Origin of the sequence: Teichococcus coralli (genome assembly GCF_009829925.1) — a bacterium.
Lineage (GTDB): Bacteria > Pseudomonadota > Alphaproteobacteria > Acetobacterales > Acetobacteraceae > Pseudoroseomonas > Pseudoroseomonas coralli.
The window spans coordinates 23,691-48,928 of record NZ_SNVJ01000026.1 but is presented as its reverse complement, the minus strand read 5'-3'; the positions used below and the strand labels follow the sequence as shown (position 1 = coordinate 48,928).

At 71.5% G+C, this 25,238-nt stretch carries 18 protein-coding genes; 7 read left to right on the top strand and 11 right to left on the bottom strand.

Annotated features, from left to right (window positions below):
- Positions 1 to 268: 268 nt before the first annotated feature.
- Both E0493_RS20590 and E0493_RS20585 read left to right on the top strand, forming a co-directional pair.
- Positions 269 to 1,081 carry an NAD-dependent protein deacetylase gene (locus E0493_RS20590; protein WP_160939145.1) on the top strand — a complete coding sequence of 271 codons (813 nt, stop codon included), beginning with the start codon at positions 269 to 271 and terminating at the stop codon, positions 1,079 to 1,081.
- A 319-nt stretch (positions 1,082 to 1,400) separates the two neighbouring features.
- Positions 1,401 to 2,423: an LLM class flavin-dependent oxidoreductase gene (locus tag E0493_RS20585; RefSeq protein ID WP_160939144.1), complete on the top strand. Its 1,023-nt coding sequence runs from the start codon at positions 1,401 to 1,403 to the stop codon at positions 2,421 to 2,423.
- A gap of 131 nt (positions 2,424 to 2,554) precedes the next feature.
- Here the strand turns inward: E0493_RS20585 and E0493_RS20580 are convergent, their stop codons facing one another.
- Complete coding sequence (locus E0493_RS20580; RefSeq protein WP_202397252.1) at positions 2,555 to 3,136, bottom strand: carboxymuconolactone decarboxylase family protein; 582 nt, start codon at positions 3,134 to 3,136, stop codon at positions 2,555 to 2,557.
- Positions 3,133 to 4,353: a YbfB/YjiJ family MFS transporter gene (locus E0493_RS20575; RefSeq protein ID WP_160939143.1), complete on the bottom strand. Its 1,221-nt coding sequence runs from the start codon at positions 4,351 to 4,353 to the stop codon at positions 3,133 to 3,135. The genes E0493_RS20580 and E0493_RS20575 overlap by 4 nt, the downstream gene beginning before the upstream one ends.
- A gap of 75 nt (positions 4,354 to 4,428) precedes the next feature.
- On the opposite strand from E0493_RS20575, the gene E0493_RS20570 reads away from it, so the two are divergent.
- On the top strand, positions 4,429 to 5,370 hold the full coding sequence (locus E0493_RS20570) for a LysR family transcriptional regulator (protein WP_202397251.1): 942 nt from the start codon (positions 4,429 to 4,431) through the stop codon (positions 5,368 to 5,370).
- A 196-nt stretch (positions 5,371 to 5,566) separates the two neighbouring features.
- Here E0493_RS20570 and E0493_RS24075 read toward each other — a convergent pair whose 3' ends face one another.
- The 6 genes from E0493_RS24075 to E0493_RS20535 form a co-directional block, all read right to left on the bottom strand.
- Positions 5,567 to 7,528, bottom strand: a complete 1,962-nt coding sequence (locus E0493_RS24075) for an ATP-binding cassette domain-containing protein (protein ID WP_456316353.1) — start codon at positions 7,526 to 7,528, stop codon at positions 5,567 to 5,569.
- A gap of 116 nt (positions 7,529 to 7,644) precedes the next feature.
- The gene (locus E0493_RS20555; protein ID WP_160939140.1) at positions 7,645 to 8,622 is read right to left on the bottom strand and encodes an ABC transporter ATP-binding protein; all 978 of its coding nucleotides are present in this window, start codon (positions 8,620 to 8,622) and stop codon (positions 7,645 to 7,647) included.
- Complete coding sequence (locus tag E0493_RS20550; protein ID WP_235913917.1) at positions 8,619 to 9,527, bottom strand: ABC transporter permease; 909 nt, start codon at positions 9,525 to 9,527, stop codon at positions 8,619 to 8,621. Before E0493_RS20550 ends, E0493_RS20555 begins: the two co-directional genes overlap by 4 nt.
- Positions 9,520 to 10,464, bottom strand: a complete 945-nt coding sequence (locus E0493_RS20545) for an ABC transporter permease (protein WP_160939139.1) — start codon at positions 10,462 to 10,464, stop codon at positions 9,520 to 9,522. Before E0493_RS20545 ends, E0493_RS20550 begins: the two co-directional genes overlap by 8 nt.
- A gap of 49 nt (positions 10,465 to 10,513) precedes the next feature.
- Positions 10,514 to 12,103 carry an ABC transporter substrate-binding protein gene (locus E0493_RS20540; RefSeq protein WP_160939138.1) on the bottom strand — a complete coding sequence of 530 codons (1,590 nt, stop codon included), beginning with the start codon at positions 12,101 to 12,103 and terminating at the stop codon, positions 10,514 to 10,516.
- 179 nt (positions 12,104 to 12,282) lie between these two features.
- Positions 12,283 to 14,463: a N,N-dimethylformamidase beta subunit family domain-containing protein gene (locus E0493_RS20535; protein ID WP_160939137.1), complete on the bottom strand. Its 2,181-nt coding sequence runs from the start codon at positions 14,461 to 14,463 to the stop codon at positions 12,283 to 12,285.
- Between the two features lie 185 nt (positions 14,464 to 14,648).
- Between E0493_RS20535 and E0493_RS20530 the strand changes: the two genes are divergently transcribed.
- Both E0493_RS20530 and E0493_RS20525 read left to right on the top strand, forming a co-directional pair.
- Entirely contained in the window at positions 14,649 to 15,410 is a 762-nt protein-coding gene (locus E0493_RS20530; RefSeq protein WP_160939136.1) for a class II aldolase/adducin family protein, read from the top strand.
- Positions 15,411 to 15,709: 299 nt separating this feature from the next.
- Positions 15,710 to 16,204: a hypothetical protein gene (locus E0493_RS20525; RefSeq protein ID WP_160939135.1), complete on the top strand. Its 495-nt coding sequence runs from the start codon at positions 15,710 to 15,712 to the stop codon at positions 16,202 to 16,204.
- A 67-nt stretch (positions 16,205 to 16,271) separates the two neighbouring features.
- Here E0493_RS20525 and dnaN read toward each other — a convergent pair whose 3' ends face one another.
- On the bottom strand, positions 16,272 to 17,399 hold the full coding sequence (gene dnaN / locus E0493_RS20520; protein WP_160939134.1) for a DNA polymerase III subunit beta: 1,128 nt from the start codon (positions 17,397 to 17,399) through the stop codon (positions 16,272 to 16,274).
- 150 nt (positions 17,400 to 17,549) lie between these two features.
- On the opposite strand from dnaN, the gene E0493_RS20515 reads away from it, so the two are divergent.
- Positions 17,550 to 18,161: a UdgX family uracil-DNA binding protein gene (locus E0493_RS20515; protein WP_160939133.1), complete on the top strand. Its 612-nt coding sequence runs from the start codon at positions 17,550 to 17,552 to the stop codon at positions 18,159 to 18,161.
- Positions 18,162 to 18,248: 87 nt separating this feature from the next.
- Here E0493_RS20515 and addA read toward each other — a convergent pair whose 3' ends face one another.
- Complete coding sequence (gene addA, locus E0493_RS20510; protein WP_160939132.1) at positions 18,249 to 21,698, bottom strand: double-strand break repair helicase AddA; 3,450 nt, start codon at positions 21,696 to 21,698, stop codon at positions 18,249 to 18,251.
- Positions 21,699 to 21,749: 51 nt separating this feature from the next.
- A complete protein-coding gene (gene addB / locus E0493_RS20505; protein ID WP_160939131.1) occupies positions 21,750 to 24,770 on the bottom strand; it encodes a double-strand break repair protein AddB in 3,021 nt (1,006 codons plus the stop codon).
- 168 nt (positions 24,771 to 24,938) lie between these two features.
- Here addB and E0493_RS20500 point away from each other — a divergent pair, with 168 nt between their 5' ends.
- On the top strand, positions 24,939 to 25,205 hold the full coding sequence (locus tag E0493_RS20500) for a hypothetical protein (RefSeq protein ID WP_160939130.1): 267 nt from the start codon (positions 24,939 to 24,941) through the stop codon (positions 25,203 to 25,205).
- The last annotated feature ends 33 nt before the right edge of the window (positions 25,206 to 25,238 follow it).

The window sequence follows — 25,238 nt, the reverse complement described above, 5'->3', positions numbered from 1 at the left end:
CGGGCCACCCAGCCGGAAAGTCGCTCAACAACAGAAAGCCGCCCTCAGGGGCGGCTTTCTGCGTACGAGCTTTCAGCCAAGCCTCACTGAACGAGCACCTCGATCCGCCGGCTGAGCATCGGCCGCTTCCTAGAGCAGATCCCGATCGGGTGGAGCCACCCAATCGGATGAAGATGCTCTTCAAAACAAATATCTAGAGCGTTTGAAGTGAGCCAATTGGGCGTCCGCCCAGATGGCCTGCGGCCGCGCTTCGCCGTAAACTGGGGGCATGAGCGAGAGCACGCGGCTGCAGGCGTTCATCGACCGTCACCAACGGCTCTTCGTGCTGACCGGTGCCGGCTGCAGCACGAATTCCGGCATTCCCGACTACCGGGACGCCGACGGACAGTGGAAGCGCACGCCGCCCGTGACCTTCCAGGCCTTCATGGGCAGCGAGGCGACTCGCCAGCGCTACTGGGCGCGCAGCCTGGTCGGCTGGCGGGTCTTCGGCCGGATCAAGCCCAACCCGGCCCATGCGGCGCTGGCGCGCCTTGAAGCTTTCGGCAAGAGCGAGCTGCTGCTTACCCAGAACGTGGACCGCCTGCACCAGGCTGCCGGCAGCACCCGGGTGATCGACCTTCACGGACGCCTGGACCGGGTGCGCTGCACCGGCTGCGGCCGCACCAGTCCGCGTGACGCCATGCAGGAGGCGCTGGTCCGGCTGAATCCCGCCTGGGCCGGGCGCGACGCCGTCGCGGCTCCGGACGGCGATGCCGATCTCGACGAGACAAATTTTTCCGCCTTTCGCGTGCCGCCCTGCCCCTGCTGCGGTGGGTTGCTCAAGCCGGACGTCGTGTTCTTTGGCGAGACCGTGCCGAAGGACCGGGCCGCGGCGGCCTTCGAGGCGCTGGAGCGGGCGGACGGAATGCTGGTGGTTGGCTCCTCGCTGATGGTCTATTCGGGCTTCCGCTTCGTGCAGGCGGCGGCGCGTCACGGAAAGCCGGTGGCCGCCGTCAATCTCGGCCGCACCCGCGCCGATGGCCTGCTGGCGCTGAAGGTGGCGCAGCCCTGTGCCGAGGCCCTGTCCTTTCTGCTGGAGTGACCCGCGCCCGCAAGGGCGAGAGGGGCGGTGCGAGCCGGGCGGCCGCGGCGAAGCGCGCCTGGACAGCGCATTCCTCCCGGCCCTCGGACGATGCGGGAGAGAGGCCGGCACGGAAAGCAGGGTGCGTTCCCCTTGCCTGGAGGGTTCCGCCGCCTCGCCTCCGCATGGCCGCGTATCGCATGACCATCATTGGCCCTGGTGATGGGGCGACGGCGCCTCAAGGCCCATATCCTCGCGTGACAAAGGCCCTTCGGCCAAATCCAGGGCGTGCCCGGCCCTTCCGCCGGCTTGCATTCCCTCTTTCTGGACGGCGCTGACCATGAAGAAGATCGGCTTTCTTTCCTTTGGCCATTGGACGCCTTCGCCGGGTTCCGGCACGCGCTCCGCCGCCGACGCGCTCCTGCAATCCATCGAGCTTGCGGCTGCCGCGGAGGAGCTGGGCGCGGACGGCGCCTATGTCCGCGTTCACCACTTCGCCCGGCAGCTCGCCTCGCCCTTTCCGCTTCTGGCCGCCATGGGCGCGAAGACCCGCCGCATCGAGCTGGGCACCGCCGTCATCGACATGCGTTATGAGAACCCGCTCTACATGGCCGAGGATGCCGGTGCCGCCGACCTGATCAGCGGTGGCCGCCTCCAGCTCGGCCTCAGCCGTGGGTCGCCCGAGCAGGTGATCGATGGCTGGCGCCATTTCGGCTACACGCCGGTGGAAGGGGAAACCGACGCGGAGATGGGCCGGCGGCATGCGCAGGTCTTTCTGGAGATGCTGCGCGGCCAGGGCTTCGCCGCCCCGAACCCGCGCCCGATGTTCCCCAACCCGCCGGGCCAGCTGCGCCTGGAGCCCCATTCGGAAGGCCTGCGCGAGCGCATCTGGTGGGGTTCAGGTTCCAACGCCACGGCGGTCTGGGCGGCACGGCAAGGCATGAACCTGCAGAGCTCCACCCTCAAGGATGACGAAACGGGAGAGCCCTTCCACATCCAGCAGGCCGCTCAGATCCGCGCCTACCACGCGGCCTGGAAGGAGGCCGGCCATGCCCGCGCCCCGCGCGTCTCGGTCAGCCGCAGCATCTTTCCGCTGCTCGACGACCGCGACCGGGCTTACTTCGGCCAGGGCGGCAAGGAGCAGGACCGGGTCGGCTTCATCGACGAGAACACGCGCGCCATCTTCGGCCGTGGCTACGCCGCCGAGCCTGACGCGCTGGTGGAGCAGCTGCGCGCCGACGAGGCGATCGCCGCGGCCGACACCCTTCTGCTGGCGGTTCCCAATCAGCTCGGCGTCGAGTACTGCGCGCATGTGATCGAGGGCATCCTGAAGCACGTCGCCCCGGCCCTGGGGTGGCGCTGATCCGGGGGACTCCGGTGGCGGCGCGCCGCCCGCCGGCGCCACCTTGCCGATCACGCTGAACCGGGCTCCGGAGCGCCGGAGAAGGTGGCCGCCGCAGCCCTGCCGCGCGGCGGGAGGAGGTCGGGGCCGGTTCAGGCAACCGGCCCCGGCGTATGCGAAACGTTCATCAGCCAGCACACCATGGCGAAGTAGCCCACCAGCATCACCAGCTCCACCACCGCAGCCTCGTCCCATTGTTCGCGCGCGCCGGCGTAGGTGGCGTCGCTGAGCCGGTGCTGGCGGAGAAGCTCGCAGGCGAGGGCGCGGGCAAGCGCCAGGTCGGCGCGCAGGCCGGCCGGCGAGGGCTCCCCGGCATCGAGGGCGGCCAGCGCCGCCGCCGGCACGCCCGCAGCGGCGGCGAGCGGCAGGTGCATGTCCCATTCGAAGACGTTGGACAGCTCGCGCGCGACGACGCAGATCGTCCATTCGCGCAGCGCCGCATCGAGCCTCCCCCGGTAGCGCAGGCCCTCGCCCAGAGCTGCGGCGGCGTGCAGCAGCGGCGGGCAGTGCAGAAGCGGCCTGAAAGGGCCGTGAACGCCGCGGCGCGGACCGTTGATCAGCGCCTCGGCGGCGTCCTGCTGCGCCGGGTCGAGGCTTGGCGGCGGTCCCAGCCGTTCCGGCAGGCCTGCCTCGGGAAAGCGCAGGGCGGACGTCATCGAAGGAGCTGCGTTCATGGCGCTTGCCTCAGGGTGAAGGGAAGGGGGCGTGGGTCGCGCCACAGCCAGGCGGCGGTGAGCGCCAGCAGCACCGTGGAGACCGCGTTCGCCCAGGCCAGGGCATCCCACCCCGCCCAGCTGCCGGGGCCGAGCAGGCGGACGAACAGGGGGCCGGCGATCTGCCCGGCCGCGAAGGCGACCGTCATCCGCGCCAGCAGCGGGGTCGGGTTGGCGGGCAACTGCTCGCGCGCCAGCTGCAGCCCCGCCATGGTGGCCACCATGAAGGTTCCACCCACCAGCACGGCGGATGCGGCGAGGGTCCAGAGGGACTGTGCCGCCAGCGGCAAGGCGGTGCCGAAAGCCATGATGCCCTGCGCCAGCGCCCAGACGCGCCGCCGCGGCCATGCGGACAGCCAGCGCGCGGCAAGCGCAACGGAGAGGGCGGCGGCCAGGCCAAAGAGGGGCCAGGTGAGCCCGAACACCAGCGGGTCGGACACCAGTTGGCGGGCCATGGCGGGCAGAAAGGTGGCCGGCACGATGTAGCCGAAGCCAAAGGTGCCGTAGCACAGCATCAGCTCCAGATGGCCGCGTTGGCGGCCGGGTGCGGCAGGGGCAGGGCGATGCGCCGCCGGGCCGGGTATGCTGCTCCGGCTGCCCGGAGCGAGGCCCACGAACAGCGCGCCTGCCGCGGCGGCCAGCCCCAGTTCGAGCCAGAGGCGGCTGGCGGGCTGCTGCCCGCCGAGCCAGGCGAGCGCGCCGGCCAGGGCGATGCCCAGGCCCACCCCCGTGTAGATCCAGGCGCCCAGTTGCGGGACGTGCCGCCTGGCCAACTCCGCCAGGCACCAGCTGCTCGCGCAGACCAGCGCCCAGGCACTGAAGACGCCGGCCGCGGCCCGCAGCACGGCACCAAGGAGGGCCAGGCTTTCCCCGCCGATGCAGGCCATGGCGAGCGTCGCCAGCGCAACGCCGGTGAGGGACAGCTGCACGCCGCGACGGGGCGCGCCGGAGAACCAGGAGGCGGTCAGGGCACCGGCGAGGTAGCCACCATAATTGGCCGCCGCCCACAGGGCGCCGTCGGCCGCGCTCAGGGTGCCGTCGCGCATCATCAGCGGCATCAGGGGCGTGAAGGCGAAGCGGCCGACGCCCATGGCGACGGCGAGCGCGAGGATGCCGCTGGCGACGGTCAGCCCGGGCGGCGCCGGAGAGCTGGTGGGGGGAGGAGGGTCGTGGGTCATGGGCGGGGCGGATGAGACACCGCCCAGCCAGCATTGAATACTGAATTTTTGAGGCCTAAGGTTCTCCATATGAGAATGATCGATCTGGAAGGCCTGGACATCTTCCGCTGCGTGGTGCGGGAAGGGGGCGTGACGCGCGCGGCCGACCGGCTGCACCGCGTGCCCTCCAACGTCACCACCCGCATCAAGCAGCTCGAGGAGCGGCTGGGGGTCAGCCTGTTCCGTCGCCAGGGCCGGGGCCTGGTGCTCACCGATGCAGGCCGCACCCTGCTGGGCCACGCCGAGCGGCTGCTCCAGATGGCCGACATGGCCGAGCAGGAACTGCGAAGCGGCGTGGTGCGGGGCCTGTTGCGGCTGGGCTCCCTGGAAAGTGCCGCGGGCGCGAGGCTACCGCCGGTGCTGTCGGCCTTCCATGCCCGCTACCCCAACGTGTCCATCGAACTGCAGACGGGCACGACCGGGGCGCTGCTCCGCCGGCTGGAGCGCTTCGAGGTGGAGGCCGCCTTCGTGTCGGAGCCTTTCGAGGCGGGAGGCCTCTCCTCCGTGCCCGCCTTCGACGAGGAACTGGTGCTGATCAGCGCCAGGGGCCGGCCTCCGCTCCGCCAGCCCTCGGAACTCGGGGGGCAGACCCTGGTGGCCTTCCCGCACGGCTGCTCTTACCGGCGGCGCCTGATGGAATGGCTCGCCGAGGGAGGCGCCTCGCCCGAGCGGATCATGGACCTCGGCTCCTACCATGCGATCGTGGCCTGCGTGGCGGCCGGCAGCGGGGTGGCCATCGTGCCGGCGGAGGTGCTCGATCAGGCGGTCCTCGGCGGCTCGGTGGACCGCCATCCGCTGCCCCCGCGGCTGCGCCGGAACCGCACGCATCTCGTGTGGTCGGGGGAGGCCAGCGCGCCTCTGCGCGCCTTGGTGGAGCTTCTGCCCAAGCCGCCCGCGACGCGGCGAACCGGCGGGGAGAACAACGGTCACCCGCCATCGAAGCCCCGGCGCGTTGGATCGTGCCCGGGCCATGCCTGAAGGCCTGGCCGCCCGGCGGAATTGCGCGGCGGCTGCGGCTTTCCCGGCGAGGCCGGGTTGTGAGGGAGGATCTGCGCGAGATCGCGGCACCCGGGCCTTCCTGAGCAGCCCGCCCGGAAGGCGCATTGATGCCGATCCGGAACCCTGGTGGCAGCGAGGCGCGCCCAGCGCAGCGCCAGGGCCACGGCCGCCGGTTTCAGGGTAGCTCTTCGCTGCCCAGAACGAAGAGGCAGTCGCCCCGCTGCGTCCGGCCGGGCTGGCGCTTGCACAGCACGAAGCCGGCCCGCGCGAAACGATGCTCCACGGCGGCGCGCCAGGGCGTCTCCGGCGTATGCAGGCGCGCCGCGAGCTGCCCCGCCTGCACCCAATCCCCCAACTCGGCAACCGGCTCGAACAGTCCGGCCTCCTCGGCATAAACGAACTGGTCCTGCCCCTTGAGGCCGAAGATCCGTGTCTCGGGCGCCGGGATGCGCGCCTCCCCCGGAAGGATGCCGAGGTGGACGAGCAGGTTGCGCACGCCGCGCTCGGCCACGCGCAACCCCTCGGGCGAGACCGCGCCGGCACCGCCCAGCTCCGTGCCCACGCTTGGTATGCCCAGGCGCTCGGCCACGCCGCCCAGCGTCTGGTTGCCGCCCTGGCCTTGCGCGCGCCCCTGCACATAGGCGACCGGCGCCGCGAAGGCGCGCAGCGCGGCGAGCTGCCGCGCGTAGAGCGCTTCGTCCTCCACGCGGCCGGTCAGGGAGCAGGGCGTGTAGAGCAGCGAGGAGCCGCCGGAATGCAGGTCGCAGACCAGATCGGCGCGCGGCACCAGCTGCTCGCTGATGAACCAGGCGATCTGCTCGGTCACGCTGCCGTCCGGGTCGCCTGGGAAGATGCGGTTGAGGTTGAGGTTGTCGATCGGCGAGACGCGGTTGCCGGCGAGCGCCGCCGGGAAGTTGGCCGTCGGCAGGATGATGACGCGGCCGCGGATCTGTTCCGGGCGCAGCGATTGCACCAGGTTGGTCAGCGCCACCTGGCCCTCATACTCGTCCCCGTGGTTGCCGGAAACGAACAGCGCGGTCGGTCCTTCGCCGTTCCGGATCACCACGATCGGCATGGGCAGGAAGCCATAGGCCGAGATGTGCGAGGAGTGGAACAGCCGCAGAAAGCCCTGCTGGAAGCCGTCCTTGTCGAAATCCACATCGCAGAGGATGCGGGTCCTGCGGGTGTCGCTCATGCGTGCGGCTCCTGGCGGTATTGCGGATCGTGGAGATGGCAGGCCGCGGCATGGCCGGGCGCATAGTCGCGCAGCGGGGGCGAGACCTCGCGGCAGACCGGCATCACGAAGGGGCAGCGCGTGTGGAAGCGGCACCCGGAGGGCGGGTTGAGCGCACTGGGGATGTCGCCTTCCACCCGCAGCCGCGCGGCGCGGCGGGCGGCGCGGCCGGCGGGATGCGGCGCCGGCACGGCGGCGATCAGCGCCTGGGTGTAAGGGTGCAGGGGGCGGTCGTAGATCGCCGACTTCTCCGCCANGCGCCTGGGTGTAAGGGTGCAGGGGGCGGTCGTAGATCGCCGACTTCTCCGCCACCTCCACCACCCGGCCGAGATACATCACCGCCACGCGGTCGGAGATGTGGCGCACCACCGCCAGGTCATGCGCGATGAAGAGGTAGGTCAGCCCCATCTCCCGCTGCAGGTCCTGCAGCAGGTTGACGATCTGCGCCTGCACGGAGACGTCGAGCGCGGAGACCGCCTCGTCGCAGACGATGAAGCGCGGGTTCAGCACCAGCGCGCGGGCGATGCCGACGCGCTGCCGCTGCCCGCCGGAGAACTCGTGCGGGAAGCGCGTCGCGGCGCGCGCGGGCAGGCCGACCAGCTCCAGCATCTCCGCCACCCGCTTGCGCGCGGCGGCATCCGCCTTCGCGCCATGGATCACCAGCGGCTCCATGACGATGTCCTCCACCGTCATGCGCGGGTTCAGCGCGCCATAGGGATCCTGGAAGACGATCTGCATCGCCTTGCGCATCTCGCGCATCCGGGCGTGGGAGAGGCCCGTGATGTCGGTGCCGTCGAACAGCACCTGTCCATCGGAGGCGTCCATCAGCCGGATCAGCAGCCGCCCCAGCGTGGACTTGCCGCAGCCGGACTCGCCCACCAGGCCCAGCGTCTCGCCGGGCATGATGCGCAGGTCCACGTTGTCCACCGCGCGCAGCGTGCCGGCATGGCGACGGAACAGGCCGCCGCCGCCAAGGGTGAAATGCTTGGAGAGCGCCGCCGCCTCGATCAGGGGATGCGTCATCGGGCCGCCAGCTCCGGCACGCGGATGCAGGCGGCGCTGTGCGCGGGGGCGTGGTCGTCGAGCGGCGGCACCACCTGGGCGCAGGCGGGGATGGCGAGGTTGCAGCGTGGCCTGAAGCGGCAGCCGGAAGGGCGCCGCGCCGGCTCGGGCAGGTTGCCGGGAATGGCGACGAGGCGCGGCCTGTCGGCGGAAAGCGAGGGCACGCAGTCCAGCAGCCCGCGCGTATAGGGGTGCAGCGGCTGGTCGAAGACCGTTTCCACCGGCGCCTGCTCCACCACGCGGCCGGCATACATGACCATGACGCGGTCGGCCGTCTCGGCCACCACGCCCATGTTGTGGGTGATGATCATGATGGCCATGCCGAACTCGTCGCGCAGGTCGAGCAGCAGGTCGAGGATCTGCGCCTGGATGGTGACGTCGAGCGCGGTGGTCGGCTCGTCGGCGATCAGCAGCTTCGGGTTGCAGGCCAGGGCGATCGCGATCATCACGCGCTGGCGCTGGCCGCCCGAGAGCTGGTGGGGGTAGTCGTCCAGCCGGCGCGTGGGGGAGGGGATGCCCACCTTCTCCAGCAGCTGCACCGCGCGGTCGCGCAGCGCGCGCGGCGAAAGGCGCTCATGCGCGCGGATCGTCTCCATGATCTGCTCGCCGATGGGAAAGACCGGGTTCAGCGAGGTCATCGGCTCCTGAAAGATCATGGCGATGCCGGGACCGCGGATCTTCTGCATCTGCCGGTCGGAGAGCGTGGTCAGCTCCTGCCCGGCGAAGCGGATGGAGCCCGACCTGATGCGCGCCGGCGGCTGCGGCAGCAGCCCCATGACCGTGAGCGCCGTGACGCTCTTGCCGCTGCCGGACTCGCCGACGATGCCGAGGATCTCCCCCTGGTCGAGGTTGAAGGAGATGTCCTCCACGGCGTTGATCTCGCCGCGCTCGGTGCGGAAGGCGGTGGTGAGGCCCTGGATTTCGAGCAGGCTCATTGCTGGATCCTGAGCCGGGGGTCGAGCACGTCGCGCAGCCCGTCGCCCAGCATGTTGAGGCCAAGCACGGTGATCATCAGCGTGACGCCGGGAATGGCGATGATCCAGGGCGCGTCGCGCATGAAGTCGCGCCCCTCGGCCATGATGTTGCCCCAGGTCGGCGTCGGCGGCACCGCGCCGAGGCCGAGGAAGGAAAGCGTCGCCTCCGAGAGCACGGCATAGGCGAAGAGGAAGGAGAGCTGCACGATCATCGGCGCCATGGCGTTGGGCAGGATGTGGCGGCGCAGGATGCGCCAGTGCCCCGCGCCGGCGGCGACGGCGGCCTGCACGTACTCCATTTCCCGCAGCACGATCACCGAGGCGCGCACGATGCGGGCCGTGCGCGGCACGTAGACGATGCCGAGCGCGATGATGACGTTGGCGGTGGACGGGCCGAGCATGGCGGTGACGCCGATCGCCAGCAGGATGGCGGGGAAGGCCATCAGCGCGTCGTTGATGCGCATCAGAACGTTGTCGAGGCGGCGGAAGTAGCCGGCCAGGGCGCCGATCAGCGTGCCGAAGACGGCGTTCAGCGCCACCACGGAGACGCCGATGATCACGGAGAGCCGCGCCCCCCAGACCACGCGCGACCACAGGCTGCGGCCGAAATTGTCGGTGCCCAGCACGAAGTCCCCGCCGGGCGGCAGGAACTTGTTGCGCATGGAAAGGCGGTTCGGGTTGATGTCGGTGATCCAGGGCGCGGCCGCCGCCATGAAGGCGATGATGCCGAACAGGATCAGCCCGGTGACGAAAAGGCGGTGCCGGAACAGCCGGCGCAGCGTCATCCAGAACGGATGCACGCGCTTGGGCTCGGGCTCCGCCTCGGATTGGATGGCCTCCAGCGGCAGCGCGCCGGTTTCACTCATAGCGTACCCTTGGGTCGAGGAAGGCGTAGAGCATGTCGATGCCGATGTTGACGAGAACCAGGAAGGCGGTGACCAGCAGCAGGCCGCCCTGCACCATCGGGTAGTCGCGGTTCAGCACCGCCTGCGTCAGCAACCCGCCGATGCCGGGGATGGAGAACAGCGCCTCCGTCACCACCGCGCCGGAGAGCAGCAGGCTGATGATGATGCCGACCACGGTGGTGATCGGGATCAGCGCGTTGGTGAGCGCGTGCTTGAACACCACCTGGCGCGCCGGCAGGCCCTTGGCCCGCGCGGTGCGGATGTAGTCCTGCCGCAGCACCTCCAGCATGGTGGAGCGGGTGATGCGCGCCAGCAGACCGGCCTGCAGCAGCGCCAGCGAGATCGCCGGCATGGTGGAGGTGACGAACCAGCCCCAGGGGTCCTCGGTGAGCGGGATGTAGCCGCCGGTCGGCAGCCAGCCCAGCCGCACCGCGAAGACGATGATCATCAGCAGGCCGAGGAAGAAGCTCGGGACAGAGATGCCGATCATCGCGAACATCATGGCAAACTGGTCGATCACGGTGTTCTGCCGGAGCGCGGCGACGATCCCGGCGAGCAGGCCGATCACCAGCGTCAGGACCAGCGCATAGGCGGAGAGCGCCAGCGTCACCGGCAGGCGCTCCATCGTCACCGCGGCGACGCCCTTGCCCATGAGGATGGAGCGGCCGAGGTCCCCTTGCAGCATGCCGCCGTACCAGCGGCCGAGCTGCACCAGGAAGGGTTCGTCGAGTCCGAGATCGGCGCGGATCTGAGCGACCTGCTGCGGCGTCGCGGAAAGGCCGGCGATGGCGGCCGCCGGATCGCCCGGGATCAGCCGCATCATGCCGAAGGTGATCAGGCTGACCAGCAGCAAGACCGGGACGGCGCTGGCGATGCGGCGGAGCGCGACGCTCAGCATGGCGCCGCCGCCCGGAGGGGCACCGCCCCCCCGACGCGCGCGCTGCCGCTCACTTCTTCATCCACACGTTGCTGAAGCGCGGAATGCGGAAGGGCTCGAAGTTCTGCACCTTGGCCCGCACCGCCTGCACCTTGGTGAGCGAGCCGAAGGGGTAGGCCAGCGCCTTCTCCAGCACCAGCTTCTGCATCCGCGCGAAGGCCTCGTTGCGCTCCTTCTGCGTCGGCTTGGTGTTCATGTCGCTCCAGGCGGCCTCGACCTCCGGGTCGCCCTTGTCGTCGCGCGGGCGGTAGTTGGCGCCGGGCGAGGCGAGGAACTGCATGGTGGCCAGCGCGCCCAGCGCGGGCTGCGTGCCCCAGCCGCTATGGAAGAAGTGCCATTCGTTGCTGTTGACCTTCTGTGACATCTGCACCGAGGTCGGCCAGTCCGTCACCTTCAGCTCGGCCTTGATGCCGACCGCCTGCATCTGCTGCTGCATGACCAGCGCGGCGTTGTACATCGGCGCGTAGTCGCGGTTGGTGAGGATATAGATCGGCTCGCCCTTGTAGCCGGATTCCTTCAGGTACTTCTGCGCCAGGTCGGGGTCGTTGATGTTGTAGGTTTCCTTCCCCGCATCCGTGTAGGTGGGCTGGTTCGGATACTGGAAGCCGACGTTCAGGCTGTAGTTGTTGTCGGTCGCCGCGTCCATGATGTCCTCCATGCCCAGCGCGGCCTGCACGGCCTTGCGGAACATGAGGTTGTCGGTCGGCGCGTGGGCGGTGTTGGGCAGCGCGATCTGGATCCACCAGTTCTTCAGCGGCAGCACCGTCACGCTGGGGTTCTTGCGCATCGCCTCGACCGACTTGGTCGGGATGTCCTCCACCCCCTGCAGCTCGCCCGTCTCCAGGCCGGCAACGCGCGCCGAGGCCTCGGTGACGATGCGGAAGGTGACGCTGTCCAGGCAGGCGACCTTGTAGCCGCCGAAGCCGGTCCGCTGCTCGAACTGGGTGTTGGGCTTGTAGCTGTCGTAGCGCACCAGCCTGGCATGGCTGCCCGGCACGAACTCGGCCATCCGGAACGGGCCGGTGCCGACCGGCTTGAGCTGCTGCGGCGGATCGTCCTTGTTCTCCGCGGGGATGATGACGATCGGCACGCTGAAGGAGGAGAGCGCCTCCAGGAAGGTGGGCTGCGCGCGCTGCATGTGGATGACGAAGGTGTTCGGGTCCGGCGCGTCCCAGCCCTTGACGTTGTCCAGCGTGCTGCGCTGCAGGCCGATCTTCTTGTAGCGGTCGAAGGAGGCGACAACGTCGGCCGAGGTCATCGGCTTGCCGTTGTGGAAGCTGATGCCCTGCCGCAGCTTGAAGGTGTAGGTGAGCTGGTCGGGGGCTTCCTCGACGCCCTCGGCCAGTTCGGGAATGACGTTGTTGTTCTCGTCCCGCGTCACCAGCGATTCGTAGATGTTCATCGCGATGTTGCGCGTGGAGATCGTGCTGGACGTCATCTGGTCCAGGCTGTTGACGTTGGCCTCCTGGCCGAAGACCAGGTCGCCGCCGCGCTCCGGGCAGGTGAAGGGCGCAGCCAGGGCGGGGGCCCAGGGTGCGGCCGCCAGGGAGGCGGCCATCAGCGCCGGTGCGGCACAGGTCCGCAGGAAGGCTCGCTTCATCCTCAGTCTCCGCTGCTTGCGTGGTGGGATCGGTCGAGAAACTTCGCTGCGGGGAAGCTTTCCGGCACCGTCACAGAGCGTCAACCCGAATTCGCACAGCCTTCAGGCAAAACGGCCAAATTTTTGGCGGACTCGCTTCTGCTTTGTTCGCACTGCACAAAAAATCGTCGCGCAAATCGTCACCGCGCAGTTCCGGCAAAGCGGCGCACCACGTTTTCCAGCAGGCGGCTGACCGGTCCCTCGAAGCCGTCCCGCCAGAGGCTGCCACAGAAGGTGATGGAGCCGACAGAAAAAACCGCGCCGCCGCCCGGCGTCTCGAAATAAACGATCTCGCCCCGCTTCAACGCGTCCGGCGTTTCTCCCGACACGGTGCTGACATGGGAGAGCAGCTCCTCCGGCACGGTGACGAAGGAGGCGGGCGGCGCCTCCGAGCGCGCCAGCACCACCGCCTCGGGCGGGGTACCCAGGGTGACGTCGGCGCGGTCCAGCTCGAAGCCCGCCGCGCCGCCGCCGGAGAGCCCGTAGTCGCCCAGCACCTCCTCCGCGATGCCCTCGAACATCCAGGCGAACTCGGGCGCGTGGCTGGCCGGCAGGCGGCGGTAGTGCGTGCCCTCGAACAGGCCCTGTCCGGAGAAGCCGACGCCCACCAGCGCCTGCGGCGGCCGCCGGTTGCGCCGCCACAGCCCGCCATACTGCCCGTCCAGCGCGTGGTAGTACTCGCCGGGCTCGGCCGCCCAGGCGCGGATGCCGCCTTCGGCGCGGCGCAGCTCAATCATTCCCGGCAGCCCGGGCACGCAGGCGATGCGCCAGTAGAAGCCGTTTCCACCGAGATAGGTGAGATGGCCGCCGGACGCGGTGTAGTCGCGCAATGCGTCCAGCGTCGCCGCCGTGTGGTATTCGGGGTGCGAGCCGGTCATCACCAGCGCGTAAGGCGCGAGCAGCGCGGTGCCCTCCTCGTGCAGGTCCTCGTCGGTGAGGACGTCGAAGGGGAGGCCACGCGCCTCCAGCCAGGCAAGGATGTGCGTGTCCGCCGGGTAGTGTCGCAGGCCGGAGCCGCGCGCGTCGTTGAAGGTCAGGAAGCCCGGCCGCATGGTTAGGATCGGCCGCAGCCGCGAGGAGAAGGCGATGCCGCTGTTGTCCGGGTGGCGGTTGTAGGTGCTGCGGCCGTAGATCGGGTGGTGGTCGGGGTTGTGCGGATAGGCGCCCCACTCGCGGACGCGCTGCATGTAGGCCTCGTCGGCATTGCCGCGCGCGTGGTTGGCATAGGCCTGGTAGGTGAAGGTGGAGGCGAGGAAGGCGACCGGCGCCGTCGCCGTGCCGCGCGGCGGCAGCACGTAGAAGGGCAGCCAGTCCTCGCCAGCCTCGCAGGTCAGGTGGAAGGCATAGGCGCCGCTGCGCAGGTCGGGAGGAATGGCGAAGCGGAAATCGGTCTGCCAGCCGCAGTCGCCGAGGTCGTCGGCATGGAAGTAGATGGCGGCATAGTCCTCCGGCGCGTGGCGCCAGCACATCTCGCGCCCCGACCAGCGGGCGCCGGCCACGGCGCGCGTCGGCACGTTGCGCAGCATGCCGTGGCAGGCCTGCGGGCCGCTGTCCTCGATGCGCTGCGTCGGGATGCCGCGGCTGAAGTCCCAGCACGCCAGCGGGGCGGCGGGCAGGTCAAGCGGCGCCGGCCACTCGGCGAAGGCGCCGGGCAGGATGGCCGGCGCCTCCAGCTTGGCGGTGACGTGGCGCGCTGGCTGGGCCGCGTTCTCGGCGCCGATCACCACCGGGCCGCCACTGGCGGGCGGCGCGAAGCCCTCCAGCGCCGCGCGGACCACCGCCGCGCCGCCGTCGCCGGGCAGCAGTGGCTGCTGGCCGAGCAGCAGCGTGTCCTCCTCCGGCGCCAGGCTGAGCCAGAGGCGGTACCAGCCGCGGAGTTTCGGCTGCGTTCCGACGGCGATCTCGCGCACCGCGCCGTCCCGAGCCAGCCGCGCCACCGCGCCGCACGGCCCGAGGCCGAGCGTGACGCGGGTGCCGCCCTGTTCCTCGCTGAGCAAGGCGGCGCTTTCGCCAGGCAGCGCGGCGGCCCAGGCCAGCACGGTCCAGGTGGTGGCGCCGGCGGGGCGCCGTGGCCCCGCCGGCACGATGGCGGCGGAGCCGGCATGGATCGGCTGATGGCGGCCGGGGAAGGTGACGTCGAAGCGGGCCGCGAGATCCTCGAAGCGCAGGCCCGGTCCCGCGGGATTGGGGTCGCCGCTGATGACCCGCACCAGCCGCGCCCGGCAGGCCTGTCCGGAGGGCACGCTCACCTGCGCCGCCAGGCTCTCGCCGGGCCGGCGGGAGAAGCGGTCGAGATAGCCGGTGACCGGGAGTTCCTGCATCGGAAGGCCTTTCCTGCGGCGTACGGACTGGCAGCGTAACGGTGCGCGGTCCGGCGGCAAGCCCTCGCGAAGTTTGCATGCCCGTGCGGAGAGCTTGCCGAGCGTTCCAGAACAGGCGCGATTCCGCTTGGCTTGGCGGCGGCATCGGGCGCAGCCTCGCCGTCCGGCAGACACAGGAGCCCAGCATGGCGACGACGATCCGACAGCTGACCCGCAGCTCCGAGGAGGAGGCGGAATGGGCGATGCGCTGCGACATGGCGGCGGTGTTCCGCGTCGCCGCGCGGCTCGGCTGGAACGAGCAGATCGGCAACCACAACAGCCTGATGCTGCCGGGCGAGGCGCCGCGCTTCCTGATCAATCCGCGCGGCTACCTGTTCCAGGAACTATGTGCCAGCGACCTCATCATCTGCGACCTGGACGGGCGCGTGCTGCAAGGCAGCGGCGAGTTGCGCAAGGTGGCCTTCCACATCCATGCGCGCATCCACCTGCAGAACCCCGCCGCCACCTGCGTCATCCACGTGCACCCGCGCTGGCTGACCTCGCTCTCGCTGCTGCGCGACACGGAGTTCGCGCTGTCGCATCACAACAACCTGCTGCTGAATGACCGCATGGTCTATGACCGCGAGGGCGACGAGCCCGTGCACCAGAACGAGGAGGGGGACCGCATCGCCCGGCTGATGGGCGACAAGAGCATCATGGTGATGCGCGGCCATGGGGTGACGGTGGCGGGCCCCACGGTGCATGACGCCTTCGACGAATGCTACATGGCCGAGCGCACCGCCATGTACCAGATGACCGCGCTGCAGACCGGGCAGCCGCTGCACGGCCTGCCCGAGAAGCTGCGGCGGAACCACCATGGCGCCTGGGGCGACAAGATGGATGCCCGCCTGCATCTTGATGCCTGGCGCCGCGTGCTGGACCGGGAGGAGCCGGACTACGCCCGCTAGAGCATTTTCCGTTCGCTCTGGCTCACGGGAAATGCTCTGGCCGTTTGTTTCGACGAGCATCTTCACCCGTCCCGATGATGCCATCGGAACGGGAAATGCTCTGGCCGACAGCCCGCCGGAGGGTGAACGGGCACCGCCCCCGACATGTGGCTGCGCCGGGTGCCGCAGCCACCGTCTGCCTGGCGCGCCTTTCCCCAGCGATGCCGGATTCGTGCGCAGGACGGAGTTGATCCCGCGGGAAGGTCATGATCGCCTCCATCCCGTCCCAAGAAGGGACGCCTCGCGCAAAGGAGGAAGAGATGGCCATCAACTGGTCGATTCTTGTGCCCGTGTCCAACGGCATCGCCATCCCGACCTACGGCAACTACGGCGGCCCCAGCTATTCCAACGGCGAAGTGCTCACTGGGCCGGGCCAGCCAGCGAACTATTCGGCGCCCCCGGTGGATGCCCTGGACGTGCTGTTCCGCTTCCATGACATCGCCTACGATTCCCCGAGCGGCGAAGTTCGCGCTGAAGCCGACCTGGCGCTGGTCCAGGGTATCGAGGAGCTTCCCCGTGCCTCCCTGACCCCGGAGGGAAGCCTTTATGCCGGCGGTGCGATCCTGTTCGGGCTGGCGCTCGCCACCGAGATCAACGGCCATCCGGAACTGCTGAACCCGCTGGAGGCCTTCATCGCCACCAGCACCGCCCTGCAGGATATCCATTACGGCCTGACCCATCTGGAGCCAGACGACCAGGCTGCCCTGCAGACCTGGCTGGCAAGCACCGGCAGCGGGGCGGCGGATCTGCTCTAGCGGCCTCGCCCGGCGCGCCGGGCGGGAGCCAGGCCGGCGGGACCTGCGGCTCCGCCGGCCTGGCGCGTCACACGCGCATCGGCATCAGCACGTAGAGCGCTTGCGGCTTCGACGCATCGACCACCACGGTCGGGGCGGCGCCATCGGCGAAGCGGAACTCCACCTTGTCGCTGATCTGGTCGGTGATGTCGGCGAGATAGCGGGCCTGGAAGCCGATCTCCAGCGGATTGGCGCTATAGGAGACGGCGCCGTTGTCCAGCTCCTCCTCCGCCTGGCCCTGGTCGGGGCTGCTGGCGGTGAGCGTCAGGCTGTCCGGCTTCAGGCTCAGCTTCACCGGGCGCGAGCGCTCGGAGGAGATGGCGGCGACGCGCGCCACCGCCTCGGCGAAGGCGCGCTTGTCCACCGTCATGATCTTGTCGTTGCCGCGCGGGATGACGCGCTCGTATTCCGGGAAGGTGCCGTCGATCAGCTTGCTGGTCAGGTGCACGCCGCCGAAGGCGAAGCGGATCTTGGTGTCGGAAAGCTTCACCTCGACCGGCTCGCTGGTCTCGTCGGCCAGCTTGCGGATCTCGTTCACCGTCTTGCGCGGCACGATGACGCCCGGCATGCCCTCGGCGCCCTCCGGCAGCGGCTCCTCCACGCGGGCGAGGCGGTGGCCGTCGGTGGCGACGGCGCGCAGCACCTTCTGCCCCTCCATCTCGGTGGCGTGGATGTAGATGCCGTTGAGGTAGTAGCGCGTCTCCTCGGTGGAGATGGCGAACTTGGTGCGGTCCACCAGCTCGCGCAGCATGGCGGGCGTGATGACGAAGCTGTGCGGCAGCTTGCCTTCGGTCATGGAGGGGAAGTCCTCCACCGGCAGCACCATCAGGCTGGTCGCGAAGCGGCCGGCACGCAGCGCCAGCGGCGCGTCGCCGCCCGCATGGTCCAGCTCGACCTTGGCGCCGTCCGGCAGCTTGCGGACGATCTCGTAGAGCGTCGCGGCCGGCGCCGTGGTGCGCCCGGCGCGCGCGACCGTGACGTCCGGCACCGCCTCGACGATCGCGATCTCCATGTCGGTCGCGGTCAGGGTCAGGGTACCGTCCTGCGCCGCCAACATGACGTTGGCCAGGATGGGGATGGTGTTCCGCCGCTCCACCACGCTCTGCACATGCGCGAGCGCCTTGAGCAGCACCGCCCGGTCCACCGTGAACTTCATGGCTTGAGCAACCCCCCGCGCGGAAGGGGCGCGCCGGCTGCGCGCCCGAAATCAAAGACTGAAAGAAAGTCGTCCTCTCTACCAGCCTGAAACTGGCCAGGAAAGGCGGTGAAAGGAACTCTCTGTCCGGCAGGGCGTTGAACCCCGGTCATGCCCGAGAATCTCTCGTTGCCGCTTGAGGCCTCGTCCGCTGCGCCGCCGGTCGCACCCTGGGCCGCCGACCGGTCCGCCGTGCTGGGGGAGGGGCCCAAGGGTGCCCTCCTGATGTTCGTCGGCGAGCAGCCGGGCGACGAGGAGGACCGCAAGGGCCGCCCTTTCGTGGGGCCCGCGGGGCGGCTGCTTGACCGCGCCCTGGCCGAGGCGGGCGTGGACCGCACCGCCTGCTACGTCACCAACGCGGTGAAGCACTTCAAGTACGTGATGCGTGGCAAGCGGCGGCTGCACCAGTCGCCCGACGCGGGCGACATCAAGCTCTACCGGCCCTTTCTGCTGCGGGAGGTGGAGGAGGTCGCCCCCCACCTGCTGGTGGCGCTCGGTGGCACGGCCACCCAGGCGCTGATGGGGCAGAAGCTGCCGCTGCTGAAGCTGCGCGGGCAGGTCTTCGAGGGGCCGGGAGACCGGCCGGTGCTGCTGACCGTGCATCCGAGCTTCCTGCTCCGCCTGCCGAACCCGGAGCTGAAGGAGACGGAATACGCCCGCTTCGTGCAGGAACTGGCCTTTGCCGGGCAGGCGGCGAAGCAGGGGCCCGCCCCATCGGGCTAGAGCGGGAGCGGCGGCCAGGCCAGGCCGAGATCCTCCCCGCGCTGCGCCATCAAGGTCCGCCGCCTTGCGGGGCCGGTGCGCCGGCCCTCAGGGCGCGTGCCGGTCGAGCACCGCATCGGGGAGGGCCATCACCCGCGTGGACCAGGTCCAGAGCAGCCAGCACTCCACCCGCCGGCCCGGAAAGACCTGCCGCAGCAGGGCGCGATAGGCGGCCATCTGCCGGAGGTAGAGCGCCGGCACCTGCGACACTTCCTCCGGCGGCGGCCGGTTGGTCTTGTAGTCCAGCACCACGATGCGGTCGGGGCGGATCAGCATCCGGTCCACCTGGCCGGCGAGCGGCTGGCCGTTCACCCGCCCGGCGATCGGCGCCTCGGCCAGCGCATCCGGTCCGAAGACCGCCTCAAGCTCCGGGTGCTGCATCAGCCGCATCACCTCGGCGAGCGTGGCGGCGCGGTCCTGGGCGGAGAGGCCATGGCCCGGCCGCTCGAGGAAGCGTGCGGCGACCTCGGGCCGCCGCTCCGGCGGGAACTCGGGCAGGTGCTGCAACAGGGCATGGATCAGCCGGCCGCGGCGGAAGCGCTCGCCGGTTGGGTCGGCGCGGCCGTGCGGGGCGGCGGTGGGGGTCTCCTCCTCGCCGGGAAGAGCCGAGGGGGAGAGGGTCAGCGCCTCGCTTTCCGGCGCGGCGGGGCGGCCGACCCAGGCCGGCAGCGGCGCCGCCTCGGCCAGCGGGTCGTGCGGCGCGTCCGGGCGGGGAGAGGCGGTCTGCGGGCAGGCGAAGCGGCGCAGCGGCCCGGCGAAGCTGGCCGCCGCCGGGCCGTTGAAGCCGGCCGCCTCGAAGGGTGCCTCCTCCGCGCCGGCCAGCCGCGAGAAGCCCTGGGCGACGAGATCGTACCAGCTTCCCGGCTTGGGGTCGCCCCAGGCGCAGACCAGCAGCCGGTCCTCGGCGCGGGTCAGGGCGACGTAGAGCAGCCGGTTCTCCTCCGCCTCGCGCGCGGCGGTGTCGGCCTCCATCAGCGCGTTCCAGGCGGGGGCGAAGAAGTCGCGACGGCTGCGCGGCGCCCAGAAGGGGAGCGGGGGGTCGGATTCATCCCAGCGCACCGCCTTCTCGCCGCGCCCGCTGCCGACATCGGGAATGATGACCACCGGCGCCTGCAGCCCCTTGGCGCCATGCGCGGTCATCAGCCGCACCGCGTCCACGCCGGATTCCGCCTCGCGCTTCACCTCGGCGCCGCCGCGCCGCAGCCATTGCACGAAGCCCTGCAGGCTGGGTGGGTGGCGGCCCTCGAAGGTCAGCGCCGCGTTCAGCATCTCGTCCAGCGGGTCGGCCACGTCCGGGCCGAGCCGCGCCATGATGCGGGCCCGGCCGCCATATTCGCCCAGCACCTCGGCCAGCAGCGTGTGCGGCGTGACGAGGTCGGCGCGATCGGCGAGGTCGGCCAGCCAGTCGGCGGCATGGCCGAGCAAGGTGGCGCGGCCGCGATGCTCCAGCAAGCGCCACCAGAGCGGCTGGGTGCGGCCGCGCGCCAAATCGCACAGCTCGGTTTCGGAGATGCCGCAGAGCGGGCTCTTCAGCACCGCCGCCAGTTGCAGGTCGTCCTCCGGCAGCAGCAGCACGTCGCACAGCGCGAGCAGGTCCTGCACCGCGATCTGCTCGATCAGCCGCAGCCGGTCGAGCCCGCCCACCGCCACGCCCCGCGCCTTCAGCGCCCGCACCAGCAGGCCGGAGAACCCCGTGCGCCGGCGCAGCAGCACCAGGATGTCGCCAGGGCGTATCCTGCGGCCGCCGCGCGAGGGCAGCGTCTCCTGCTCCACCATCTGCGCGATGCGGGCGGCCAGCGCCTCGGCCATCAGCGCCTCGGCGTCATTCTCGGCCACCGGCTCGTCCGGCACATGCCAGGGCTCCAGCACGGCGGGATCGGGCTTGGCCAATGGCGGCCAAATCTCCACCAGCCCGGCCTCGCCCTCGCGGTCGGCGCGGTGCTGCAGCACATGCCCCTCCGGAACCACGCCGTGCCGCGCCGGGCCTTCGGCGAAGACGGCGTCCACCAGCGCCAGAACCGGCGCCGTCGAGCGGAAGGAGACGTTGAGCGGCACGGCGGCGAAATCGGCCCCCGCCGCGCGCACGGCGGAGGAGAAATGCTCCTCCCACCGGCCGAAGCCGGCGGCGTCGGCGCCCTGGAAGCCGTAGATGGACTGCTTCTCGTCACCCACCGCGAAGATGCTGCGGATGCTGCTCTCGTCCCGCGTGCCGGTGCCGGCGAAGAACTCGCCGGCGAGCCGCGCCGCGATCTCCCACTGGTAGGGGTTGCTGTCCTGCGCCTCGTCGAGCAGCAGGTGGTCCAGCCCGCCATCGAGCTTATAGAGCACCCAGGCGCTGCCGGGGTCGTAAAGCAGGCCGCGCGCCGCCCGGATCAGGTCGTCGAAATCCACCGCGCCGATGCGGGCCTTGCGCGCCGCGTAGCCGTCCAGCACCGGCTGGGCAAGGGCGAGCAGCGCCAGGCTGGCGGCATGCAGGCGCCAGGCCTTGCGGCTTTCCTCCACGGCATGGACGCGCTCCGCCTCCCCGGCCATCAGCGCCTGCGTCTCCTCGTGCCGGTCGCGCAGCCCGCCCTTGGTGGCGAGCGACTTGCGCGGCGTGCCCTCGGTGGCGGTGAGGAAAATCTCGGTCCAGTCCTCCCAGCGGGCGGCGCGCGCCTCGGTGGGCAGGGCGATCCAGGCCTTCATGGCGGCGCCGCGCGCGCGGTCGTTGGCGTTGCCGCTGCCGGCGAGCAGCCCGGCCGCGCGCACCATCTCGGTGCCCACGGCGGCGGCGGCCCCGGCGACGGCCTCCGCCTCGCTGCCCTGCGGCGGCAGGCCCAGGCGGCGGCGCAGCACCGCGTCGCAGCCGCGCAGGCCCCCGGCCTGGGCGATGGCGGTGCCCAACCGGTCGCGCTCCTTCACCAGGGCGCGCAGCGTATCGGCGAAATCCTCCGCCGAGCCGAGGCCGGCGATGGCCTCGATCGCCTCGGCCGGAAGCTGCCCGGAAGCGAGCGCCGCCTCGCGAGCGTCGGCCAGCATGGCGGCGGCCTCGGTTTCCTCGATGAGGGTGAACTGCGGCGGCAGCCCGGCCTCCAGCGGGAAGCCGCGCAGCAGCGACTGGCAAAAGGCATGGATGGTGGCGATGCGCATGCCGCCCGGCAGTTCCAGCACCTCGGCAAAGAGGGCGCGGGCGCGGCGGCGCGTCGCGCTGTCCGGGCGCTGGCCAGTCAGCGCCTCCAGCGAGGCGTCCAGCGCGGCATCCTCCGCCACGGCCCATTCGCCCAGGCGGCGGGCGAGGCGCGTGGCCATCTCGGCGGCAGCGGCCTTGGTGAAGGTGAGGCAGAGGATGCGGCCCGCCTTCGCATCCGGGCGCAGCAGCAGACGCAGCACGCGGTCGGTCAGCACCTTGGTCTTGCCGGACCCGGCCGAGGCGCCCACCCAGGCGGAGGCCTGCGGATCGGAAGCGCGGCGCTGCGCGGCCTGGGCGGCGGCGCGGGGCGAAAGGGCGGTGCTGCTCATCCCGCGCATTCTAACGGAGCCGGGCGCCGGGCGCGACGGGCATGCCAGGCGTCAGCTCTCCTCTGCGCTGCCCCATTCGGCGAGGCGGGCCAGGTGGTCGTGCTCGGTGCGCTGCGGGCGCCGGCGCGGGTGGGGGCGGGAAACGAAGCGCCGCTGGCCGAGCAGGAACCCACGCACCAGTTCCACCGTGTTGTCCAGCGCGTCGGCGGCGAGGGCGGCGGGCTCGGCCTTCACCGGCTGCACCTCGCCCGGCGTGCTGCCGCCGGTCAGGCGCCAATGCGCCAGGGCCGAGACGGCGTGCGGGTCGAGGTCCTTGAAGCCGCCGGCCTCGGCGATCGCCGCCTCCAGCGCCATCTGCGGGGCACGGCCGTCCATGATTTCCTTTGTCGTGGGCGGCGTGCCGGTCTTGTAGTCGATCAGGGCGAGGCTGCCGTCGGCCAGCTCGTCGATGCGGTCGGCGCGCACCTTCAGGCGCACCTGGCCTCCGGCGATATCGAGCTGGCCGGGCACCTCGGCATGGCGGCGGCGGATGCGGTGGCCGCTTTGCGCCGCCTCCTCCAGCGCCACCACGAAGTCGCCGATGCGGCGCAGGCGCGGGCGCCAGAAGGCGAGCAGGCCGGGGCGGGCGGCGGCTTCCTCCAGCGCATGGGCGGCGGCGTCCTCGAACCAGCCGCGGGCGGTGGCCAGGCCGGGCCAGCCGCCCGGCGCGGCGGCGAGGCGGCGGGTCCAGCCGGCCAGCGCCTGGTGCACCACCTGGCCGTAGTCCGAGGCGCCCACCTCGGCGTCCAGCGGCTCGAAGGGGATCAGCCGCAGCACATGGCGGGCGTAGAAGCCGTAGGGGTCGGCCATCAGGTCAGCCACTTCGGTGACGCTGATCTCGCGCGGACGGTTCTCCACCGGCGGCGAAGGGGCGGGGCGAGGGCAGGGGCGCACCACCTCGGGGATGTCGAGCCGCGCCGCCCAGCCGGCGGCCGGGCTGCGCGGCAAGGCGAGGCCCTGGCCGTCCGGGTCTCGTTGCCCGGCGAGGAAGGTCTCCAGCCGCGTCAGCCAGCGCGAGGGCACGGTGGGCGCGCCGGCGCGCTTGCGGGCGCGGGAGAGCACCACGCGCGGCGCGGAGGCGGCGAGCAGCAGGAAGTCGGCGGCGACGCGGCCGATGCGCGCCTCCGGCTCCGGCAGGCCGAAATCGGCCCGCATCGGGCGGCTCATCCAGGGGCCGGGGTCGGTGGCGTGCGGCCAGACGCCTTCCTCCAGGCTGCCGAGCACGGCGAGGTCGAAATCCTGCAGCCGCGCCTCCAGCAGGCCGAGGATGGCGACGCGGGGATGCTGCTGCCCCTCCCGCCCGCGGCCCATGCGCACGCTGGGCGCCACCGGCCCGGCGAGCAGGGAATCGAACAGCGCCGGCCAGACGGCCGGGCTCATCGGCGGCAGGGCGCGCAGCGCGGGCGGCAGGTTGGCGAGGTGCACGGCCAGCGGCTCGCCCTCCTCGCCGGCGTAGAGGCGCAGGCCGCCCGGACGCTCGCGGGTGGTGGCGAGGCGCTCGGCGGCGTCGAGATGCGCCTCCAGCAGGTCGGCCGGCGGCAGGGCGGGGCTGTGCGGCAGCTCGGCGAAGCCGTCCAGCGCGCGTTCCAGCGCCTCGATCAGCCGCATCGCCTGGCCGAGCAGGGCGGCGTCCTTCTCGCGGCGGAAAGCTTCCGCCACGCGGGCGCGCAGGCCGGGCAGGCCCGGGGCGGGGCGCGGGCCGCGCAGGGCGCGGCGCTCCAGCAGGCGCACCGCCTCCATCCAGTCGGAGCGCGCCATGCCGCCGGCCGAGAGCGGATGCTTCAGCAGGGCGAGCAGCGGAACCGGCGCGAAGCCCTCGGCCACCGCCTGGGCGATCAGCCGCAGGAAGGCGCCGGTCGGCGTCTCGCCGAGCGGCTGGCCGGCGGAGTCGTCGGCCAGCACGCCATGCCGCATCAGCTCGGCGGCGACACGGCGGCCGAGGTCGCGGTCCGGGGTGATCAGCGCGGCGCGGGCGCCGGGATGCTCCAGCGCCTCGCGCAGCAGCAGGGCGATGGCGACGGCCTCGGCCTGCACGTCCGGCGCGTCGAGGTAGGAGAGGCCCCTCAGCGCCGGCAGCCAGTGGTCGGGGCGGCGGGTGAGCCAGGCCTCGATGCCGTCGGCGGGGCGCAGGGAGCAGGAGATCAGCTCGGCGCGCCGCTCCAGCGCCGGCTGGCCGGCGCCGTTGCCGGGCCAGGGGCGCAGGTCGGCGGGCGTGGCGTCCATCGCCGAGAGCAGCCGCACCTGGCCGGACAGCGGGTGCGTCGGGCTCAGGCCGATGGCTTCCCAGAGGGCGGCTGACTTCACCTCGCCCGGCCCGTGCAGCACCACCGCGCCGTTCTTCATGCGCGCCACCACGCGCAGCAGCGCAGCGGCGGCGGGAATGGTGCCGCCGGCGCCGATGCCGGCGGCGATGACCGGATGCTCGGGCGGGTGCTTCTTCCAGAGCTCGGCCTGGGCACGCAGCGCGGCGACGCGGCGGGGGCCGATATCCATCAGCCCCTCGTCCTTCAGCCAGGCTTCCCAGGCGTCGAGCACGCCGCGCAGAAAGGTCAGCGTCACCTGCCAGTGGGTGGCGAACTCCTCCGGCACCAGCTCGGAGAGTTTGCCGTCGTCCACGCCTTCCAGCGCCACCTCGTCCATCAGCTCGGCCAGCGCGGTGGCGAGGCCCCAGGCCTGCTCCGGTGAGTTGGGGCCGCCGTAGCGGGTGGGCAGGCGCATGACCATCTCGGTCAGCACGGCCTGGCGGCGCGAAGCGTCCACCGCCGGCGGCAGGTCGAGCAGGGTGGGCAGCGACAGCTCGTCGGCCTCCTCGGTGGAAAGGCCGGTCAGCGCGCGCATGCGCGGCAGCAGCAGGGCCTGGTGGCCGGCGGTGCGCAGGAAGGCCTCGCGCAAGGCCAGCGCGGAGCGGCGCGTCGGCAGCAGGATGGTGGCGCGGGAAAGCGCCAGCGGATCGTCCAGCCCCACCCAGCCCAGCACGCCCTCGGCGAGGGTCGGCAGGAACGGCAGATGCGCCGGGATCTCGTAAAGCCGCATGCTGTCGCCCCCTTTCGGAAAGGCCGCAGGATACGGCGCCGGGCGGGCGAAGCCAAACCCGGCGGGGCGGCTCTCCGCTTCCTTCGGCCGCCTTCCGGCCGCAGCGTGCGGAGCGCCGCCGCCCCGCCGCCACGGGCGGCGTCGATCACGAAGATCAGCGCAATCTCGATGATGCTGGTGCCGAAGATGTCGGCATGGGCCATGACGTGGCGGCGCAGCCGCACGGCGGGCGAGGCGTATTCCCGCCAATCGGGTGGCCGCGGCGGCGGCAAGGAGGGTGGCGGCGTTCAGCCAGGGCGGATTGCCGCCGAAGTCGAACCGGGACATGGGGGCCAGCCGGCCGCCCGCGATGGGGTTGCCGGGCGGGCGGCCCGGAAAGGGGATGGCGAAGGTGTCGGCCTTTTGATAATGCGAACCATTCTGATTATCATTTGATCCGCGCGGCCCTCCTCGGCCGCTCGCCCAGAC